We start from the raw sequence: 17927 nt of genomic DNA on the forward strand, positions 1-17927 counted from the left end.
AAGGACCCATCCGCGACTATGTCGCTCCAGACTGTCCGCATTTTGACGGCAACTGCGGCTGTTAGAGTTGCGCCTCATCCAATGCCGAACCACTACCTAAACATTTAGGGCACTGCATTTTTGAAATTAGGGCCGGTACCGACGCCCGCCCGCTTGGATCGGCGGTGAGCAGAGGTCGCCAACCGAGGCCGGCCCTGCTCTCGCAAGGGGGCCGTTGGATGCTGTCGCATGGCCGGGGTCGCTTCTTTGGTGCAGGTGGGCCGCCGGCGTCAACCGGCGGGGTCACTGAGAGGCTGCCATCCGACCGGGTGCGGCCTCAATGCAGGATTGCATGTTTTTCCCAGTGACATCCCGTTCCGACTTGCTCTAAATCGATGTTGCTTGGCCGTAAGCCGAGCAGCGGGGACGCCTTTCGATGGAAGAATTTACGGCCTACTTGTTCGGGCCCGATGGGCATATTGTGCAACGCGTAAGTCTTATTTGCGCGGATGAGGACGCCGCCAAAGAGCGAGCGGAGCAGCCAGCCGAGACCTATGCAGTCGAGCTCTGGCAATTGGCGCGCAAGATCGCCAGCTATCCGCCACGCGGTCAGTAAAAGCCTATTATTGTACAGCTAGTCCAAGTATTCCTTGCGAATCTGGCCGCGATCGGGAAAAATTTGCAATGCGCGCCTATTTGAGGGCTGCGCCGAACGGCCTCAGCGTCCGAGCCAGCCCCGGAAACTGCTTGAGGCCGTTTTGCTGTCTCGTGTCACAAACCTGTGGCACAGCCATTGCAAACCAAAACATAACTGGGATTTCAGAGCTCAGTTTGAGAATGAGACGCCGCCGGGACATGTATTTCGAGCCCGGCAGCGTTTAATTTCGAGACTAGTGGGACAGCCGCCAACTTGCACCGGCCTTGGGCTGTCGAGACCCGGCTCGATGGTCGGGCGGAATTGATCTAGCGGGCGGCGTTGCACTGTCGGCCCGGTAGGCGCGCACGCACGCTCGGCCTGTCGCTGCCGAACACGGCGGTGGCGCAGCAATTGTTCTCGTCCTGCGCCGCGCATGGCGGCCAGGCTGGGATCAATCCGCGATGGTGCGCGCACTGGAACGGATCGCGAAGCACGAGATCGCCGCGGCCTGAACTGTTACGCGGTAACAGTCTTCGGATTTTGACGTGCCTTTCATCATGGGGGAGCCGGAACAATGTTCCGGCCCCGCGGTTGACGGCGCATCAACAAAACACTGGAGAGTGTGGACATGAAGACCCGTCTTGCGATGTCGCTGGCTGCCGTGTCGCTGCTGGCAACGAGTGCAGCCTTTGCCCAGTCGACCACCGAACAGGGCGCCAGGGACGGCGCGCGCGCGGGTGGCGACATCGGCGGGCCGATCGGCGCGATGGTCGGCGGCACCGTCGGTGCGGCCGTCGGCGCCGGCCTCGAAATTCCCAATGCCGTGCTCGGCGGAATCCCGCGCGACGATTCCGTCGTGATCCGCGAGCGCGTCGTCGTCGGCGAGCCGCTGCCCCCGACCGTGGTGCTGCGCCCCGTGCCGAACTACACCGAGTATCGCTACGCGGTCGTGAACGATCGCCGCGTCATCGTCGAACCGCGCACGCGCCGCGTCGTCAAGATCATCGACTGATCGGTCAGAGCGTGAAGGCTTTGAACAGCCGGGCCCTGCGGAGCGTCACTCCGCGGGGCCTAGTTCGTCAGGGGCGAATTGGTGCGAAACCGGCACCGTTGCCTGTGGCGGGTTTCTCGCAACGCCTGATTCCCCCAACCAGGCACCGGCGATTGATTTGTTTGAGCCACGGAACAACTTGATACTCCCATGGAGCAGGGTGAAATGACCGAGGACGAGCTTTCTCGCAAGTCTGAGCGTGCGCTGGTGACTGTCGCGCTGAGCACGTTGACCTTGGTCATGCTGCTCGGGTCGTTCCTGTATAGGTAGCTCAGCGCGTCCGGCCTGATGCACCCGGTCGGCTATGTCCGGTGATCGGGCAAGAGCGAAAGCTCGCGCCTCGCTTCACAAATTGCGGTTGCACGCGGTAACGGGGTGACTTCTATTCCTTGGTATGTGCCTTGCCCGTGGGGGTGTGGTCTTTCACCTTGCCTTCGCTCTTGAGCTTTGCAGCTCTGTCCTCGCTCTTCTTGGCTGACTCCTCCTTATCGCCTGGAGTGGCGCATTGCGAACCGGCTTTGAGATCGCCCCTCACTTGAGCCTCGTCGGCTGAGTTCTGCTGGGATTTGTCCTGCTGGAGCTTGTCCTCGCATTGCTCGGCCGACGCGGTGGCGGCGATGCAGAACAAGGTCAGCGCGAAAGCGATTGCGATCGATCGATGCACGGATGTGTCCTTGACTTCGTGGATGCGCGTTGCGGTAGGTAGCCTCAGTTCGTGTTGCCGGCGTTCAAAAAGAGCCAGCTCTCTGCTGGCTGCTGACGGTGCCGAGTTCGCTCTCTATTAAAGCCGGCGCGAGATCCAAAGTCTTCCAGCACCAAATAGAGATGACGATTAAGTCGGTCGAGCGGCGCGATTGAGGGCGAGGTACGCACCCAATACTCCGGCACGCGGTAATCCTTGGCGGCCCTGGCCTGGGCAAATTGCAGCAGCAGATAAGAGCGCGGCCCCGGCTAGGGGACAAGGGGGTTAGGCCAGGACCGCTCCGCCGGCTTTGGCAAGAGCCAGCGACGGCACAAATAGTCGCCTGCCCTTGTGGTTCCTGAGAGCCCGCAAGATCGGGAAAAAATGGCACCGGCCGGAACGCACAAGAAGTTGGCGGAGTTGAATTATGAACCTCGCGCCCCGGTAATCGGCGCCGAGCGCGTAGCCTGGAGAGGCGGCAAACCAGTCCCGTGAATTGCCAGCATGGCCGCGAGAGTATCCTGATGGACACGACTGTGACGTTCGATGAGCTGCGACAGATAGAGCGCGATGTCGTCGAGGGAGAACGACAGCTCGCAAAGCAAGAGGCGCTTATTGTCGAACTAAAGCGTCAGCGCCAAGAGACGACCAAAGCTGAGGCCGAACTTGAACGGATGCGCGCAGATCAGCGACTTCGGGAGCTGGATCGACAACGTCTCCTGTTAAGGCTGCAGCCCTGATATCGCACCTCAATGACGCTGTTAGTGCTCAATTCGTCGCCGGCAAGGAAGAATTAATCGCGCGGGGAAGAGCGCGACTGCTGGTTTTTCCCGCCATGGCGGTGTTTTACGTTGATCTTCATGGTAGTGACGGGGAGCTTCGCGATGACGAAGGAATCGAGCTCCATGATTTGACGTCGGCGCGTCGTTTGGCGACCGAAGTAAAGCGTCGGCGACGGACACGCTCGTTTCCGCACCGAGGCTAAAGTCAAGGATGGCAAAATCAAACTCTGCGCTGGATGCCAACGCAAGAGCCTGCGCCAAATTCGCGGCTTCAGCCGACACTGTATGGCCAAGCTCCTCGAGCATGTCCGCCACCATCATGCGGATCAATGCTTCGTCCTCTACAAGCAATACTGAAGCCACAAGGTCAGCCTATTGGCGATTGATGAGCACAGCCTTCGCAAACGCTCTTAGCGCCGCGCTCCGTAGCTCGTTCAAAGTCGTGTGGCCCGATTCTGCCGCTTCCAAAAGCTGTTCGGCGATCAGCCTCCGGCTTTCATGATCGCCGCCATTTGGCAGCTCGCAGCAGGCTTCTTCCAGCACTACTTCGATGTTTGACTTGATGCGGTCGGACAGCTCCATCCGACATCTCCGGCAGGTAACGGGAACTACCGGTAATATGGAACCCTCTGCCGCGTGGCGTCAATACGCCATTCGCCGCCGGTGGTCTCGGGCGGTAAATTTGCGATGATACGTGGGCCAAAGAGGCTGCGGCTAGGTCGGAGCCGCTCCGTCCCCCCTGATACCTCGTCCCGCAAGAGAAGGCCCGAGCTCAAAGGGGGGCAAGCGGCGGCCTGCGGCCCTCATTTGGCACGTTCTTTTCGCCGCCACGTTGGACGCGATGGTCGACGCTGATTTTGTCAGATACTTGCATCAAGCGCGGAATTGCCTGGATGATGCTGAGAAGGCGACGCGCGAGGTCGACAGGGAGGCGTGGCTGAGGCTTGGGGAAGAATGGATGGAGATGGCGCGCAGAGCTCAACGACAAAGGCTTTCCGTGCACTGAGGCCACGCGGGCCCCGGCGGCGACCAGAGTTCAATTTTAGGAACTCAATCCGGCTGCAGCAGTTGAGGATTCGTAACAAATTCAAAGGTGCGCCATGCGCCGCAGAGTGAAGCAGACCCGCTCGTTTGACGAACGAATGGCCGAGCAGGCCGCTAAGCTTAAAGAACTGGCCAGCCAGCCCGCCGGGGCGGAACGTGAAGCGCTGCTTAAGCGAGCACGGATCGCTGAGACCGGCGCTCACCTGGGTGATTGGCTGACGTCTCCCAGGGTTGCGGCAATCAGACTCAGCCGAGCCGAACGCTAACCTGCCATAACGCATTATTGGTCATGCCCAAGTACTTCTTCCACATTACGCACGAGCACACCGAGATCGATGACGTGGGAGAGGAGCTCCCGGACAAGCACGCCGCCTGGAAGGAGGCCACCATCGCGGCCGGGCAGATGCTTCAGGACATGGACGGAAAGCTGAGGCCGGGGCACGATTGGCGCATGGAAGTAACGGACGAGTTTCAGAACACGCTCTACGCGCTGCACATTCAAGCTGAGAAGCCAAAGTAACCTCGCAACGCTGTCGAGCGAAGACTCCCGCGCCCTGACGGCGGCGGTCTGAAGTGATTGTTCAAGGCCCAAATCGCTCATATGACGCGTGATCAGTTCTGGGGCGCGCTTCAGGCCCCAAAATTCTCTCAGGTCAAGAGCTAGAGGATAAAGGTTGGAAGCTGAAGCGGTGCCGGCTAAGTGCGAGAACAGTTCGCGTGAGCAGCGGCTCTTTCCGGTGCCATACTCGCCGAGCAAGACAATCTTCTTTCCGCTGCGGAGCATTTCCGCGATGTCGTCAATACTCAGTTCCTTCGATGAGTCCTCCGTCAGATACGATACGGGAACGTAAGCACGGTCATCCCTTGCACCGGTCAAAGGGTTGATCGCGCTGCCAAAGGCCATTGCGAGACGCGCATGGGAGTATTTTGGAAAGTCAAAAAAGATATTGGCGAATTCATCAAATGAAAGAACTTGAATGTTCAGCGCGGCGCCTGCGTCCTTCATCGCCCTCGTGATCGCACCGTTTACTACACAGTAACAACGAGGGAACGAATTGTTGGTGCTCAAGTAGGCCGTTCGCGCCAGTTGCAGCTTGTTGATATCTTCGCGCACCTTGTCGAGTTCGCGGCGTACCGTCATCTCGACGAAGATTTGCGCGTCCTTCGAAAGGATCATCACGCCATCGACATCGACGCCCCCAATGTTCTGAGGCTCGCATTTGCCGTTCCAAATCGAGCCCGCGACGGCACGGACCTTATCTTCAAACGAACCCCATGATGCGTTGGACATGTTCGGCACTTGCTCGCGACAGAATCAACCTAAAGGATACACAACAATGAACTTGCCGCCAGCTCCCCCTTAGTGGCGCCTCGGGCGAACGTTTGGTTTGCAAGTGGTAGGAGTTGATGGTAGCAAGCGCCTCGCAGTAGGTCGATTTTGTGTAGATGTTACAGCGGTTTAAGGCGCGGCGGTTCGATTCCCCCAGGGAGCGCCAGAATTCAACAACTTAGAACCCCTGCGGATAAACCGTCGAATATCTGTTTATCCGAACGAAATTCGGTGAATCGAAGCAACGCCGGTCAGCGATCGGTCTGAAGCGCAGTCGACCTCGGAGACCTTCAGACCGATCGTGCCCACTCCCATGATCATCATGGTAGCGACTAGTTCAAGGCCGCGCCGCCCGTATGCTGGCCGCGCCATGGCGTTGTCCTCCCGACAGCGCAGGCACGCTTTTTCCGATAGGCGGACGGTCCGTGGGAGCCTCGTGGGACATCTGAATCATGCGATGCGCCTGCTGCAGGGTATTTGTTGCCGCGCGTATCTCGGGCGCGGCTACCGGGAGATCGATCGCCGGAGTGGCGATGACAGAACCATCGGCGGGAAGTGATCTTCGCGGAATCCGGACCCGCGCTCGACTCGTGGATGGTGGTTACCTCATCAACGGTCAGAACGTCTTCATTTCGAACAGCCAACTCGTGGATGTTTTGATTGTGGCGGCAAAGTTGGAGGGTTTGAAGCGAATTTCACTCTTCCTTGTCGACGCCTCGCTTGAGGGCCTTCGTAGGGGTAGGCATTAAGCGTTGTGCGCAATGGCACCGTGCTGTAGTTCGCCCAGCCGTTCTGCTTGGAGGTGCAGTCGCTTCCCGCTTAGTCCGCCACTACCGGCGGCACCGGCAGAGCCGTGATGGACTTGATCTTCTCCATCGCGAAACGCGAGGTGACGTTCGAGCGGGACCGCGTGGATCAGCTTCTTGTAGAACACGTCATAGCTCGGCATGTCCGGAATGACGACGCGCAGCATGTAGTCGACGTCTCCCGCCATCCGGTAGAATTCCATCACCTCTGGCATGGCGCTGACCGCCGCGGCGAAACGCTTCAGCCAGGCTTCGGAGTGATTGAATGAGAACGCTCAAACGGCGGTTAAGTTGGAACTCGCCACAGAGGTTCGCGTTGCGCTAGCGTAATACGGTGGGAGGACAGCATGGCAAAGCCGACGGACGAGCAGATACGCGAGCGCGCTCACTTGCTGTGGCAAGCGGCGGGCGAGCCTGAAGGGCAGCAGGATCGGTTTTGGTTCGAAGCCGAGCGCGAGCTGACGCGGTCCGATCCGACGCTCAATGCGGACGAGAAGTCTGGTACCTTTACTGAGTAGCAGGCTTTGGCAACGCACGCCGTATTCTCCACATGCACACCGCGACGGCGAACCAGGTCAGCGACGCGGCAGCCAGGCAGAGCGCTGGATTGAGACGGGGTGCCTGCCACCAGATCACCAGCGCGAACCCGGCCATGCCGATGCTGCCCCAGCCAGCTCCGGCGGCATCAAGCGCGGCGGCGCCCTTGCCGCGCTGCTCGCCCCGCAGGCCCTTTTGTTGCTTGCGCTCGCGTTCATGCTTCTCGATCAAGGTCGCACTGGCGCAGAAAATCGCCGGAAAGGCCAGCATCAGCCCGCCGGCCTCGGACCCTGCCCAGTCCGCCACGAGACCGGCAACAACAGTCGCCAACCCGCCGAGGGCGAAGCGCACGACATATTCATAAGGTCGTCCCTGCTTGAGCGCGGAAAACTTAAAATGTACCGCCATGACCGTTACCCGATGAAGGCTTGCTTGAGGCCTACCGCCATCACGATCCAGACCGCGAGAGCCGCGAGGGTGGATTTGAGCGCCGACCAGTCGGCCCGCATCAGCAGCTGGCAAACAACCATGCTGTAGGCGGCCAGCGCAACCGAACCGAGGATCATCGAGCGAGCTTCGATCGCAACATAGTCGCCGCCATGCTTCCAGAAAGCGAGGCCGAGCGTGGCAAGCGCCACCGATGGCGCGGCGCCAAACAATCCCGCGAAACTCTTGGGCCGCAGCATGTCGCCTATGACCGCGAAAAGTGAGACCACAAGGCCGCCGATGATGAATCGCAATGCGTAATCCACGACAGCTCCTTGCTTCTCGCTTTTAGGACGTTGTCGGCATCAGCATGCTGACGGCCATGCCGACGATGCAAAGAGCCATCGCGGCCGTTGACGCCCAGCCAAGCCAGTACAGCCAGCCTTCGACGACAAGCTTGCCCATCACGTCACGGCGCCTGACCAGCAGCATCAGCATGGTCATCACCGGCGCCGCCAGCACGCCATTGATGACCGCGCTCCAGTAAAGCGCCTTGATTGGATCGATGGGCGTGAAATTGAGCGAAACACCGAGGCCGACCGAGAGGGCAAGCACCGAATAGAAAGCCACCGCTTGCTTCGGTTTGCGCGCGAGGCCAACTGGCCATTTGCGGCCTTCGCCGATGGCATAGGCGGTCGATCCGGCCAGCACCGGCACGGCGAGCAAACCCGTGCCAATGATGCCGAGCGCAAAAACCAGTTCGGCCAGCGGCCCCGCAATTGGCTTCAAGGCGGCGGCCGCCTGCGCCGATGACTGCACATCGGTCACCCCTTGCTGATGTAGCGTGGCGGCTGTCGTGATGATGATCGCGATCGCAATGATGTTCGAGAAGGCCATGCCAATCATCGTGTCGAGCCGAATGCGCCAGAGTTCGCGCTCTTCAGTACGCGCGTCCTCCTTCAGCGGTTTCTTGTCAGGATGAATGCGCTGCTCCTCGGCTTCCTGCGAGGATTGCCAGATAAACAGGTACGGCGAGATCGTGGTGCCGAGGATGGCGACCAGCGTCGTCAGAAAGGCACCGCTCCATTCGACCTTTGGGATGAACAATCCCTTGAGCGCGTCAGCCCAGGGCACTTTGACGACCGCCAGCGCAACCACATAGGCAAAAAGCACCAGCGTCAGCCATTTGAGGATCGCGACATAGCGCTTGTAGGCGATGAAGACCTGCGCCAGTACCGAAACGACCGCGAAGGCAACGACATAGATGATCGCCGAGCCGCCAATCACCAGCTTCGCGGCATCCGCCATGGCGCCGAGATCGGCCGCAACATTGATTGTATTGGCGACAAAGAGAAGACCGACGAGTGACCAGATCACCCAGCTGGGATAATTGCGGCAGACATTGCCGGCGATGCCGTGACCGGTCACCCTTCCGATCCGGCCCGATATCTCCTGGATCGCTACCATTAAGGGATAGCTGAGAAGCATCGTCCAGCCGATGCCAAAACCGAGCTGCGCGCCGGCCTGGCTGTAAGTGCCGATGCCGGACGGATCATCGTCCGATGCGCCCGTAATCAGTCCTGGACCGAGCCGTTTCAGAAGGCCATTCTTCTCATCCGGCTTTTTGTCAGCCGGCGTTTTGGCCTCGGCTTTTGCCATGTGCTCCTCGGGATCAGGGCTGCCAGCGTCCCGTTTGCCTTGTCAAGAAGCAATGAGGACTTCTCCGGTCAGAGTTCAACGCGCGATAGGGGACGCCCGTGCCGCCGGGGACGCCGCTCGCCAGCCTAATGGTGCCAGAAGATCGCCAGCAGCAGAATGATCGGCAGCGGGATGCCCAGCAACCACAACAATGCGCCTCGTCCAAAACCCATGGCTCTCTCCTCCAATCATCTGTCCCACGCTTTCAACGCCACCGTCCGCCGCACAGTTCCTCGCTGGGAACGGTTTTCGCGGCTGTCGATTGAGAGACCGAGACGACCTGCTCCGCTTGCCAATCGCTATTTTATGGGGATTGCGGCAAGGCCGATCGTGGAAAGGAGGTCAAGGCTATCGATGACAATACGCGTGCACCCTTTGCCAGCCGACACCGCGCTCGCACGCATAATCGCGCGCAACACACGGCCTCTGCCTGAAGACGTATCCTCGATCATCACCTGGGGAGCCGATGGACATGTCCTGACGGCGCTCGCCGTCGGATGGTGGCTCTGGTCGCGTTCCAAGTCACCAGCGCAGCGACGGGCGGGCGATCATGTGCTGCTGACGACGTTCGCGGCGGTTCTGCTGCCTCACCTTTTGAAAACGCAGTTCGATCAGGTGCGGCCCGATCGCCGGACCGTGCGCGGCCATCTTCATGGCATTCCGCTCTCTGGCAAGGCGTTTGATGCGTTTCCGTCGGGGCACGCGGTGCATGTCGGCGCCCTTGCTTCCGCCGCAACCGAGTTGCGGCCAGCCAAGAGAAACCTTGTCTGGGCCATTGGTGCCGTTCTCGTCTCGACGCGCATCGTTTTGCTCGCGCACTGGGCAAGCGACGTGATCGCGGGACTGGCGATCGGCGCGGTCCTCGAGCGCCTGATGCGGCGGCTGACCGGCTTTGGAAGGTCGGGCTAGTCATGGGCCAATTGCTCTCGCCGCCTGGCCCGCACGCCGTCCATCTCTGCATCGACATGCAAGGACTGTTCGCGCCCGGCGCTGCATGGGCAACGCCCTGGATGGAACGTGCGCTACCCGAGGCGGTCAGGCTGATTGCACATGCGCCACAGCGTACCGTTTTCACGCGATTTATACCGGTCCGCAACAAGGCCGAGGCGCGCGGCGTCTGGAAGGCTTATTACGAGAAATGGGAATGCGTGACGCGTGATAGGGTCGATCCGGCGCTATTGGAACTGATGCCGGCCCTGCTGCGCTTCGCGCCGCCTGCCACGGTCATCGACCGCCAAACCTACTGCGCTTTCGCCAATGGGCGGCTGCAAGGCTTTCTGGATGGGCATCAGGTCGATACGCTGATCGTTTCCGGCGGTGAGACTGATGTTTGTGTGCTGGCCACCGTGCTTGCCGCGGTCGATATTGGCTACCGCGTGATCCTTGCCGAAGACGCGCTGTGCAGCTCATCCGATGAGAGCCACGACGCGCTGATCGAGCTCTATACCAAGCGCTTCAGCCTGCAGATCGGGGTGGCATCGGTTGACCGCATTCTAGCGAGTTGGGCGGTCGATGACTGAGCGCGCAGGCGTACGAGGGAACTTTTGGGCGCGCTTAACATAGGTTAGACTTGCGATTGCAAAGCAACCACTTCGATCAACGGGCTTGAATTGAAGCCGATCACATGGCCCGATGGGCGGACGTCCCGCCGATCAGGATCGAAACTGTGAGTCGTACCAAAAGGCGATTTGGCCAATTGCTTCTCGCCGCCGCGCTGCTAGCGGCGGGGGCAGCGGCTGCCCAGGCGGACAAGAAGACCGACGACGATAAGCCGGCCGATCCCGATACGGGCGAAAGTACCGTGGAGGAAAAGACGCTGGGTCTCCTTCCCAACCCTTTCCAAAAATACGGCGTTAAATTCGCAGCCACCTATATCGGCGAAGTGCTGGGCAACCCTTCCGGCGAACTGAAACAGGGTTCGGTCTACGAAGGTCGGTTGAATCTCGCCGTGGACCTAGACCTGCAAAAGCTCGCCGGCCTCGATCAGCTGACATTCCATGCCAACATGTTCCAGATCCATGGCGGCGGGTTGTCGCGCGGCAGTCTACAGAATTATCTTGTGGTCAGCGGGATCGAGGCGTTGCCGTCCACGCGTCTTTACGAGGCGTATTTTGAAAAGCAGTGGGGCGACAAGAAAGTCTCGCTCAAAGTGGGGCAACTCGCGGCCGACAGCGAGTTCTTCAATACCAAATACACCGACGTCTTGACAAACGCCTCGATGGGCTGGCCGGCCATTACCTCGCTTGATCTGCCGAGCGGCGGTCCGTCGCCTCCCTTGGCTGCCATGGGAGCCCGGCTTCTGGTGAATGTCACTGAGCAGTTGTCCGTTCTTGGCGGCATCTTCGATGGCGATCAGGCTGGGCCCGGCCCCGGGGATCCGCAGGAGCGTAACCGCTATGGCGTCAACTTCCGCGTCAACGATCCGCCCCTCCTGCTCGGCCAGATCCAGTATGCCTGGAATAACACGAAGGGCGATCCGAACCCGGCCGGCCAGATCAAGTTTGGCGGCTGGCGACATTTTGGGTCTTTCGCCGATCAGAGATTTGCCTCCAATGGGGTCTCGCTCGCCTCGCCAACGAGCAGTGGTGAGCCCTTGCTCCTCTCCGGCGATATCGGCGGCTGGATGGTGTTTGAGCAGAAGCTCTATCGCGTGCCGAAGAGCGATGATCGCGGCATCGGCATCTTTGCGCGCGTCTCGGGTGCGCCCGCCGACCGCAATCTCATCGATCGCTACGCCGATGCTGGCATCGAGTTCATCGGACTCGACGACCGCCGTCCGGACGACAAGTTCGGAATCGCGGCCGGCTACGCACATGTATCGAAGCGCGCACAGGCGCTCGATGCAGATTATCGCACATTTGTCGATCCAACCTGGCCGATGCGAAGTTTCGAAGGCCTTCTGACAGCCGTGTATCAATATCAGATCAGGGACGGGTGGACGTTACAGCCCAATCTTCAATACATCATCCATCCGGGTGGAGGTGCCACCAGCCCTTCCAGTGCAATGCCCGGCAAGGCGCTTCACAATGCGACAGTGCTTGGCCTGCGAACGACTCTGAAGTTCTAGTTTGCGTGCAACTCAGCGGGCCAGCCGCTTGATGGTCTTGGCCGCACGGTTCGGCCCGTGCCAGCCGAGAAACTTCAGATCCTTGTTCTCCAGGGCATTCGTTGCCCGGAAGAACTGTTCGAGATCATCGCGCGCATGCGATGGAAGATTGCGGATATCCTTGAGATCCGTTTCGAGCGGTGATCGGTCCGGCACCGCAAAAATGCGGTCGTTTCGCTCGCTCTTGCCCTTTTTCTTCTGCTCGACTTCGAGAATGCCGATCGGCCGGCAGCGTAGCACAACACCGGGATAGGTTTGCGCGTCGTGCAGGATCAGCACATCCAGCGGATCGCCATCCTCGGCCTTGGTCGAGGGAATGAAACCCCAATCGTAGGGATAGGTCAGGCCCGCCATCAACGGCTTCGCCAGAGCAAAAGCACCGAGCTTAGGATCGAATTCGAGCTTGCACGAACTACCGCGCGGCGTCTCGACCACGGCGAAGATGTTGTTATCGTCAGCCCAACTCGGCAGTTTTATCAGATTGGTCATGACGGATGACTTGGCCTCGCAAGGAGTAGCAGGCCCGATGGAAAACGATCCGTCGGCCCTGCCGGATCATGCGGCGGTGGAGGCCTTCTTGTTGACGCCCTTGCGCAACGCGACTGTGTTGAGCTTGGTATTCGCCGCCTTCTCTTCGTTGAGGTTCGTCGTCAGGAATCGCACGATATCGTCGTGGCCGAGCTCCTCTGCCCAGGCGATCAGCGTGCCATAGCGGCAAATCTCGTAGTGCTCGACGGCCTGCGCGTTGGCTACGATCGCCGCATCCAGCACCGTCTTGTCTTCGATCTCGCCGGCCGTTTCGTCGGCTTCCTTGATGATGCCGTCGATGGCCGGGCATTGCGTGCCGCTTGGCGATTGGCCGAGTTTCTCGAAGACCTTCTCAAGCCGTTCGATCTGCTTGTTGGTTTCCTCGAGATGATTCTTAAGGCCAGTGGCCAGATCACGGTTGGTGGCCTTGTCGATCATTTTCGGCAAGGCCTTGGTGATCTGCTGTTCGGCATAATAGATGTCCTGCAAGCCATGCAGCAGCAGGTCGTCCATCGTCTTGATGTCTTTGGTGAATAGTCCCATGGCTTACTCCTTACTCCAAAGCGGGGAAACGCACGCTCAGCGTGCCGGTTCCTATGCGACAACGCCGCAGCCGGCCGGGAAGATGATGACATGGCGTATCGCGCGTCCGCAGGAACTCGCGCGAACAGGCCGCGTTTTGCCTCTTTGGGTGGAGTTCAACATGGTCAGCACCTCGCTCTGGATGGAGACCGAGATCCTGCCGGAGGCGGGGGCGCTTAAAGGCGATGTGCACTGCGATGTCGCCGTGGTCGGCTCCGGCATCGCCGGGCTCTCGACGGCGTACGAACTCATGAAGCGCGGCTTGTCGGTCGTCGTCATTGATCGCAAAGGCATCGCAAGCGGTATGACGGCGCGCACGTCGGCGCACCTTGCGCCGCTTTGTGATGATCTGATGTGCGAATTCAAGAAGATGCGCGGCGCCGATGCCGCCAAGCTGTTCTACGAAAGTCAGGCTGCCGCCGTCGACCGGATCGAGGACATCCAGGCCGGCGAGAATATAGCCTGCGATTTCCTCCGTACTGACGGCTATCTTTTTCAGGGTAACGGCATGCCGGCCGATATATTCGATGAGGAGCTGGAAGCGGTGCGCGAGGTCGGCGCTCCCGTTCACCGGCTGGTCGGCGTGCCGCTCAACGGCTGCGAGAACCGGCATGTCCTTCGATATCCACGCCAAGCAAAATTCCACCCCCTTAAATATCTCGCCGGACTTGCGGCCGTTTGCGAGAGCGGCGGCGTTCGTTTCTTTGCCAACAGTCCAGTGGAAGAAGTTGCCGAACAGGACGGCGCCGTCACGCTGCGAGCCTCGCAAGGGCAGATCACGGCCGCGCATGCCGTTATCGCGACCAACGCCTCTATCGCCGATCGCTTTCAACTGCACACGAAGGTGGCTCCCTATCGCACTTATGTCCTCGCGTTTGCCGTTCAACGGGGCGAACTTCACGATGCGCTCTATTGGGACACCGAAGATCCCTACCACTATGTACGGCTGCAAACCGGCCCAGACGATCACGATTTCGTTCTTGTCGGCGGCGAAGACCATAAAAGCGGCGAAGCCAACGACGCCGACAAACGCTTTGTCGGGCTGGAAAGCTGGGCACGCGACCTGATCCCGGCCCTTGGCCGGATCACCCATCGCTGGTCTGGCCAGGTTCTCGATACGATCGACTATGCCGGCTTCATCGGCCACGAGCCCGGCAGCGAGCGCATCTACCTTGCCATGGGCGATTCAGGCCAGGGTCTGACCCATGGCGTGATGGGGGCGATGTTGAACACAGCGCTTATTCTGGGCGAAGATCATCCGTGGAAGTCTGTCTATGCGCCGGATCGCAAGCCGCTCGCGGCGGCCAAGAATTTCCTGCGCGAGAACATGACGATCCTGCAAAATCTCGCGGAATACGTGGCGCCGGGTGAAATCGCTTCGCTTGAGGAGCTTATGCCGGGTGGGGGAGCCATCCTGCGGCGAGGACTCGAAAAGATCGCCGCCTATAAGGACAAGGCCGGTGAACTACATCTTCATTCAGCCAGCTGCACCCATATCGGCTGTCATCTGCACTGGAACAGCTTCGAAAGCTGCTGGGACTGTCCGTGCCACGGTTCGATCTTCGCCCCCAACGGACAGCCGATCAATGCTCCGGCCGTGTCGGCCTTGCGCCCGGTGAAGGTCTAGCGGGTCAAGGCACTTGGGAGCGTCCCATCTTCAAGGATGATGACATCGAGCAGGACGATCTGCGGAGCCTGCGCACACCGTGGGCCGTCCTGCCGCCGCGGCCGATTGAACCGATCGCTGACAGCTTTCGATGCGAGGTTCTGATCATCGGCGCCGGCATCACCGGCGCGCTGGTGGCCGAGCGTCTGACACGGCAAGGCCATCAGGTTGTCATTATCGATCGCGAGCTTCCCAGTCTCGGCAGCACGGTGGCCAGCACCGCCATGCTGCTCTGGGAAATCGACCGGCCATTGTTTGAACTCGCTCAGCTCTATGGCTTCGAGAAGGCGGTCCGCTGTTATCGGGCCAGCCACCATGCCGCGCAAGGCTTGCTGTCCCTCGTTGCCCATCATGGAATAGCCTGCCAGATGCGGTCCCGTCTTTCGCTCTATCTCGCCGTCGATGACAGTCCGAAGCTTGTTCAGGATGAATATGCGCTGAGGGACCGCACCGATCTGCCATCCCGCTATCTCGATCATGCCTCGCTGCTGAAGCGCTTCAGGATCGCGCGGGCGGGCGCCCTTTTGTCAAGGGACGCGGCTGATGCCGATCCCGTGCTGCTCACGCATGGCCTGCTCGATATCTCCGTCCAGCGCGGTGCACGCGTTCTCAAGGCCAATGCGGTTGCCTTTGACAGCGCGGCCCAAAGCGTAACCGTCGGCCTCGAAAGCGGGCTTTCGATCGAGAGCCGCCATGTCGTGCTCGCGACCGGCTACGTGGTACCCGACATCGTGAAGCTCACAGCCCGACCAGCCTCCAGTTGGGCTATCGCGACCCGGCGGCAGCCAGGCAATCTGTGGCCCGAACAGGCACTGATCTGGGAAGCGAGCCGGAACTATCATTATGCGCGGACCACTGCTGATGGCCGCATCATTCTTGGCGGCGAAGACGATCATGCGCTGATCGAGCCCGAGGCTCGTAATGACGCCACGCCGGCAAAGGTTGCGGCGCTCAAGGATTATCTGAAGGCCCTTTGGCCGCAGGCCTCGGACCGGGTCGACTTTACCTGGTCCGGCGCTTTCGATACCACCCATGACGGCCTGCCGTTAATCGGCGCGGTGCCCGGCTGCAAGAATATCTTTGCCGCCTTTGGCTATGGCGGCAACGGAATTACCTTCAGCTTTCTTGCGGCGGAACTTCTGGCCGCGTTGCTTGCCGGAGGCTCTTCGCCCCTGCTCGATGATCTCGCGATTGACCGCGATATTGCTGGCTAACGACGCGCGATCAGGCAGCCCAGCATGAAGGCGACGAGCAGCGATGGCAGCGGGGCCTCTCGCACCACGTCGCGCAGAAAGGCGAGCGCCTGGCCCGGCGGCCGCCCTTCTTCGAGGCTCTGCCGCACCGTGCGGGCAGTCTCACACACGCCTTCCGACACGTCCTTCACTTTTGCCAAGGCGTCTGCGCTGTCCATTTGATCCTCCTCAGGCGGGCCTCCTGCACAATGAATGTGCTGGGCAACCATCTGTTCCTGCAAGCACGAGGTCCGGACCGTTTTGGCCGATGAATCGGGAAGCGAATTGGCGCGACCAACCTTGGACCCGCCACAGCGACACTTCGATTCGATAGGAACGACCGCTGTGCCAGGCCGTTCGGGACTCATCTCCCTCCAAGGCCGAGGCTCTTCCATGTATCACCACGTCAAGAAGCTGATGTTCACCGTCCGCGTCGATGAGCCGGACCCGCGTTTTGGCAATATGCTTCTTGAACAGTTTGGCGGCGCCAACGGCGAACTTGCGGCCGCCATGCAGTATTCGATCCAGGGGCTCAATTGCGAAGACCCCGATCGCAAGGACCTTCTGATGGATATCGGCACCGAAGAGCTGAGCCATCTGGAGGTCGTCGGTACGCTGGCGCGCATGCATCTCAAGCCCGCGAAGTTCGACCGCCAGGCGGCCGAGGCGGATCCGCTGATCGCGATCGCGGGCGGGGGCGGCGTGAACCTCTTCAACTCGCAAGGCAACGCCTGGACCGCCGACTACCTCAAGATCACCGGCGAACTCGATGTGGACCTGCGCAGCAATATCGCCGCCGAAGCGCGGGCCAAGATCGTCTACGAGCGCCTGATCAATTTTACCGATGACGCCGGCACCAAGGACGCCTTGCAGTTCCTTATGACTCGCGAAATCACCCATATGAAGGCATTCTCGCTCGCCCTCGAGAGCATGAGCAAGCCGGCCTTCAGCATTGGCCGCATCGCGCCCACACCGGGTCTCGTCGACCAGTTCTTCAACGACTCCACGGGCACTGGCGATCATGGCGAGATCGATACCCGCGGGCCCTGGAACGAGGGCGGCGAATGGGTCTTTACGGAATCGCCGGCCATTCAGGCCGGGGAACCAGGACCCGCGTCGGCTATCGTCACCGAAAGCTCACCGCCCGTCGACGAGGCCGGCCTTGGCGACCTGCTGATCGACGAGCTCCGCGACATCCTTCACGCCGAGAAGCAGTTGACGAAGACGCTTCCCAAGATGGCGGAAGCGGCGCGGTTCGACCAGTTGCGCGAGCTGTTCGAGCTGCATCTCGGCGAGACCGAAACCCAGATCGAGCGCATCAATGAATGCTTTGAGTTGCTCGGCAAGTCCGTGCGCGCCAAGCCCTGCAAGGGCATGATGGGTCTTGTCGAAGAAGGTCAGGAAGTCATGACCGAGGGCGAGGAGAAGGAAGACGCCGCGGCGGACCTCGCCCTGATCGCCGCGGCGCAGAGGGTCGAGCATTATGAGATTGCCGGCTACACGACAGCACGCAACCTCGCCCAGCAGCTACGCCATAGCGCCGTCGTCAGCCTCCTATCGAAGTCACTGGCAGAGGAGGAAAACGCTGACCAATTGCTCAACCAGGTCGCGCGGTCCCTGATGTCCGTCGCCAAGATGCCGGCCGCCGTCGAACAGACCGAACAGTAGGCTGATGAGGGCGGTCCCGGGCAATGCCACGGTAACTGCGTGCGTCAGCCGCCGTGCCTTGCTGTAGTCGGTGGCGTTGCCGATGTCGTCCATCGTCCCTCAGCGTGACGAGCGGGACATCTATCTCGTTGAAGACGATCGTGGCGCCTCGGGCCCTGTCTGGTGCGAGGCGC

At 60.4% G+C, this 17927-nt stretch carries 22 protein-coding genes and 2 pseudogenes; 14 read left to right on the forward strand and 10 right to left on the reverse strand.

Annotated features, from left to right (window positions below; translation table 11 throughout):
- Positions 1-415: 415 nt before the first annotated feature.
- The 3 genes and pseudogenes from AB7008_RS13560 (at position 416) to AB7008_RS13570 (ending at position 1628) form a co-directional block, all read left to right on the forward strand.
- Positions 416-595, forward strand: a complete 180-nt coding sequence (locus AB7008_RS13560) for a hypothetical protein (protein WP_039146701.1) — start codon at positions 416-418, stop codon at positions 593-595.
- Positions 596-979: 384 nt separating this feature from the next.
- Positions 980-1128, forward strand: a pseudogene (locus AB7008_RS13565) (2-hydroxy-3-oxopropionate reductase); the annotation flags it as partial.
- Positions 1129-1244: 116 nt separating this feature from the next.
- The gene (locus AB7008_RS13570; RefSeq protein WP_039146703.1) at positions 1245-1628 is read left to right on the forward strand and encodes a DUF1236 domain-containing protein; all 384 of its coding nucleotides are present in this window, start codon (positions 1245-1247) and stop codon (positions 1626-1628) included.
- Positions 1629-2049: 421 nt separating this feature from the next.
- On the opposite strand, the gene AB7008_RS13575 is transcribed toward AB7008_RS13570, so the two are convergent.
- Positions 2050-2331 (reverse strand): hypothetical protein, encoded by a 282-nt coding sequence (locus tag AB7008_RS13575; RefSeq protein WP_039146705.1) that lies wholly within the window; start codon positions 2329-2331, stop codon positions 2050-2052.
- Positions 2332-2873: 542 nt separating this feature from the next.
- On the opposite strand from AB7008_RS13575, the gene AB7008_RS13580 reads away from it, so the two are divergent.
- On the forward strand, positions 2874-3089 hold the full coding sequence (locus AB7008_RS13580) for a hypothetical protein (RefSeq protein ID WP_028156216.1): 216 nt from the start codon (positions 2874-2876) through the stop codon (positions 3087-3089).
- A 21-nt stretch (positions 3090-3110) separates the two neighbouring features.
- Here the strand turns inward: AB7008_RS13580 and AB7008_RS13585 are convergent, their stop codons facing one another.
- Together AB7008_RS13585 and AB7008_RS13590 are read right to left on the reverse strand one after the other, a co-directional pair.
- Positions 3111-3494 (reverse strand): response regulator, encoded by a 384-nt coding sequence (locus tag AB7008_RS13585; RefSeq protein WP_080703825.1) that lies wholly within the window; start codon positions 3492-3494, stop codon positions 3111-3113.
- 9 nt (positions 3495-3503) lie between these two features.
- Positions 3504-3713: a hypothetical protein gene (locus AB7008_RS13590; RefSeq protein WP_039146710.1), complete on the reverse strand. Its 210-nt coding sequence runs from the start codon at positions 3711-3713 to the stop codon at positions 3504-3506.
- 751 nt (positions 3714-4464) lie between these two features.
- Between AB7008_RS13590 and AB7008_RS13595 the strand changes: the two genes are divergently transcribed.
- The 3 genes from AB7008_RS13595 (at position 4465) to AB7008_RS13605 (ending at position 6254) form a co-directional block, all read left to right on the forward strand.
- On the forward strand, positions 4465-4695 hold the full coding sequence (locus AB7008_RS13595; RefSeq protein ID WP_039146878.1) for a DUF6894 family protein: 231 nt from the start codon (positions 4465-4467) through the stop codon (positions 4693-4695).
- A 453-nt stretch (positions 4696-5148) separates the two neighbouring features.
- The gene (locus AB7008_RS13600; RefSeq protein ID WP_148311898.1) at positions 5149-5454 is read left to right on the forward strand and encodes a hypothetical protein; all 306 of its coding nucleotides are present in this window, start codon (positions 5149-5151) and stop codon (positions 5452-5454) included.
- A 584-nt stretch (positions 5455-6038) separates the two neighbouring features.
- A complete protein-coding gene (locus tag AB7008_RS13605; protein ID WP_158332869.1) occupies positions 6039-6254 on the forward strand; it encodes an acyl-CoA dehydrogenase family protein in 216 nt (71 codons plus the stop codon).
- Positions 6255-6324: 70 nt separating this feature from the next.
- Here AB7008_RS13605 and AB7008_RS13610 read toward each other — a convergent pair.
- Positions 6325-6580, reverse strand: a pseudogene (locus tag AB7008_RS13610) (Lrp/AsnC ligand binding domain-containing protein); the annotation flags it as partial.
- Positions 6581-6658: 78 nt separating this feature from the next.
- Between AB7008_RS13610 and AB7008_RS13615 the strand changes: the two are divergent.
- Complete coding sequence (locus AB7008_RS13615; protein ID WP_080703829.1) at positions 6659-6829, forward strand: DUF2934 domain-containing protein; 171 nt, start codon at positions 6659-6661, stop codon at positions 6827-6829.
- Here AB7008_RS13615 and AB7008_RS13620 read toward each other — a convergent pair.
- The 3 genes from AB7008_RS13620 to AB7008_RS13630 all read right to left on the reverse strand — a co-directional run bounded on the left by AB7008_RS13620 (position 6819) and on the right by AB7008_RS13630 (position 8933).
- Positions 6819-7199, reverse strand: coding sequence for a DUF3147 family protein (locus AB7008_RS13620; RefSeq protein ID WP_245289541.1), 381 nt, complete (start codon positions 7197-7199; stop codon positions 6819-6821). The genes AB7008_RS13615 and AB7008_RS13620 overlap by 11 nt on opposite strands.
- A 62-nt stretch (positions 7200-7261) precedes the next feature.
- Entirely contained in the window at positions 7262-7600 is a 339-nt protein-coding gene (locus AB7008_RS13625) for a DUF3147 family protein (protein ID WP_039146722.1), read from the reverse strand.
- 22 nt (positions 7601-7622) lie between these two features.
- Entirely contained in the window at positions 7623-8933 is a 1311-nt protein-coding gene (locus AB7008_RS13630; RefSeq protein WP_051664514.1) for an Nramp family divalent metal transporter, read from the reverse strand.
- A 156-nt stretch (positions 8934-9089) separates the two neighbouring features.
- Between AB7008_RS13630 and AB7008_RS13635 the strand changes: the two genes are divergently transcribed.
- The 3 genes from AB7008_RS13635 (at position 9090) to AB7008_RS13645 (ending at position 12039) form a co-directional block, all read left to right on the forward strand.
- Positions 9090-9881 carry a phosphatase PAP2 family protein gene (locus tag AB7008_RS13635; RefSeq protein WP_148311899.1) on the forward strand — a complete coding sequence of 264 codons (792 nt, stop codon included), beginning with the start codon at positions 9090-9092 and terminating at the stop codon, positions 9879-9881.
- Between the two features lie 2 nt (positions 9882-9883).
- A complete protein-coding gene (locus tag AB7008_RS13640; protein WP_039146727.1) occupies positions 9884-10492 on the forward strand; it encodes a cysteine hydrolase in 609 nt (202 codons plus the stop codon).
- A gap of 104 nt (positions 10493-10596) precedes the next feature.
- Positions 10597-12039, forward strand: a complete 1443-nt coding sequence (locus AB7008_RS13645) for a carbohydrate porin (protein WP_232674630.1) — start codon at positions 10597-10599, stop codon at positions 12037-12039.
- A gap of 12 nt (positions 12040-12051) precedes the next feature.
- Here AB7008_RS13645 and AB7008_RS13650 read toward each other — a convergent pair whose 3' ends face one another.
- A complete protein-coding gene (locus AB7008_RS13650; RefSeq protein ID WP_039146731.1) occupies positions 12052-12567 on the reverse strand; it encodes an inorganic diphosphatase in 516 nt (171 codons plus the stop codon).
- Between the two features lie 66 nt (positions 12568-12633).
- Positions 12634-13149 carry a YciE/YciF ferroxidase family protein gene (locus tag AB7008_RS13655; protein ID WP_039146734.1) on the reverse strand — a complete coding sequence of 172 codons (516 nt, stop codon included), beginning with the start codon at positions 13147-13149 and terminating at the stop codon, positions 12634-12636.
- A gap of 160 nt (positions 13150-13309) precedes the next feature.
- On the opposite strand from AB7008_RS13655, the gene AB7008_RS13660 reads away from it, so the two are divergent.
- Both AB7008_RS13660 and AB7008_RS13665 read left to right on the forward strand, forming a co-directional pair.
- A complete protein-coding gene (locus AB7008_RS13660; protein ID WP_039156670.1) occupies positions 13310-14815 on the forward strand; it encodes an FAD-dependent oxidoreductase in 1506 nt (501 codons plus the stop codon).
- 170 nt (positions 14816-14985) lie between these two features.
- Positions 14986-16068 carry an NAD(P)/FAD-dependent oxidoreductase gene (locus tag AB7008_RS13665; RefSeq protein ID WP_039156675.1) on the forward strand — a complete coding sequence of 361 codons (1083 nt, stop codon included), beginning with the start codon at positions 14986-14988 and terminating at the stop codon, positions 16066-16068.
- Here the strand turns inward: AB7008_RS13665 and AB7008_RS13670 are convergent.
- Positions 16065-16265: a hypothetical protein gene (locus AB7008_RS13670; RefSeq protein WP_039146737.1), complete on the reverse strand. Its 201-nt coding sequence runs from the start codon at positions 16263-16265 to the stop codon at positions 16065-16067. The genes AB7008_RS13665 and AB7008_RS13670 overlap by 4 nt on opposite strands.
- Before the next feature lie 214 nt (positions 16266-16479).
- Here AB7008_RS13670 and AB7008_RS13675 point away from each other — a divergent pair, with 214 nt between their 5' ends.
- On the forward strand, positions 16480-17754 hold the full coding sequence (locus tag AB7008_RS13675) for a DUF892 family protein (protein WP_039146739.1): 1275 nt from the start codon (positions 16480-16482) through the stop codon (positions 17752-17754).
- The last annotated feature ends 173 nt before the right edge of the window (positions 17755-17927 follow it).

This window comes from Bradyrhizobium sp. 521_C7_N1_3, from assembly GCF_052075975.1.
GTDB lineage: Bacteria > Pseudomonadota > Alphaproteobacteria > Rhizobiales > Xanthobacteraceae > Bradyrhizobium > Bradyrhizobium japonicum.

What these genes read in the sequence shown, in the direction of transcription:
- AB7008_RS13635 (WP_148311899.1), top strand. Translation starts at nt 9,090, where the DNA reads ATGATCGGCAGCGGGATGCCCAGCAACCACAACAATGCGCCTCGTCCA.
- AB7008_RS13615 (WP_080703829.1), top strand. Translation starts at nt 6,659, where the DNA reads ATGGCAAAGCCGACGGACGAGCAGATACGCGAGCGCGCTCACTTGCTG.
- AB7008_RS13660 (WP_039156670.1), top strand. Translation starts at nt 13,310, where the DNA reads ATGGTCAGCACCTCGCTCTGGATGGAGACCGAGATCCTGCCGGAGGCG.
- AB7008_RS13580 (WP_028156216.1), top strand. Translation starts at nt 2,874, where the DNA reads ATGGACACGACTGTGACGTTCGATGAGCTGCGACAGATAGAGCGCGAT.
- AB7008_RS13560 (WP_039146701.1), top strand. Translation starts at nt 416, where the DNA reads ATGGAAGAATTTACGGCCTACTTGTTCGGGCCCGATGGGCATATTGTG.
- AB7008_RS13630 (WP_051664514.1), bottom strand. Translation starts at nt 8,933, where the DNA reads ATGGCAAAAGCCGAGGCCAAAACGCCGGCTGACAAAAAGCCGGATGAG.
- AB7008_RS13605 (WP_158332869.1), top strand. Translation starts at nt 6,039, where the DNA reads ATGACAGAACCATCGGCGGGAAGTGATCTTCGCGGAATCCGGACCCGC.
- AB7008_RS13655 (WP_039146734.1), bottom strand. Translation starts at nt 13,149, where the DNA reads ATGGGACTATTCACCAAAGACATCAAGACGATGGACGACCTGCTGCTG.
- AB7008_RS13590 (WP_039146710.1), bottom strand. Translation starts at nt 3,713, where the DNA reads ATGGAGCTGTCCGACCGCATCAAGTCAAACATCGAAGTAGTGCTGGAA.
- AB7008_RS13595 (WP_039146878.1), top strand. Translation starts at nt 4,465, where the DNA reads ATGCCCAAGTACTTCTTCCACATTACGCACGAGCACACCGAGATCGAT.
- AB7008_RS13670 (WP_039146737.1), bottom strand. Translation starts at nt 16,265, where the DNA reads ATGGACAGCGCAGACGCCTTGGCAAAAGTGAAGGACGTGTCGGAAGGC.
- AB7008_RS13570 (WP_039146703.1), top strand. Translation starts at nt 1,245, where the DNA reads ATGAAGACCCGTCTTGCGATGTCGCTGGCTGCCGTGTCGCTGCTGGCA.
- AB7008_RS13650 (WP_039146731.1), bottom strand. Translation starts at nt 12,567, where the DNA reads ATGACCAATCTGATAAAACTGCCGAGTTGGGCTGACGATAACAACATC.
- AB7008_RS13645 (WP_232674630.1), top strand. Translation starts at nt 10,597, where the DNA reads ATGGCCCGATGGGCGGACGTCCCGCCGATCAGGATCGAAACTGTGAGT.
- AB7008_RS13675 (WP_039146739.1), top strand. Translation starts at nt 16,480, where the DNA reads ATGTATCACCACGTCAAGAAGCTGATGTTCACCGTCCGCGTCGATGAG.
- AB7008_RS13640 (WP_039146727.1), top strand. Translation starts at nt 9,884, where the DNA reads ATGGGCCAATTGCTCTCGCCGCCTGGCCCGCACGCCGTCCATCTCTGC.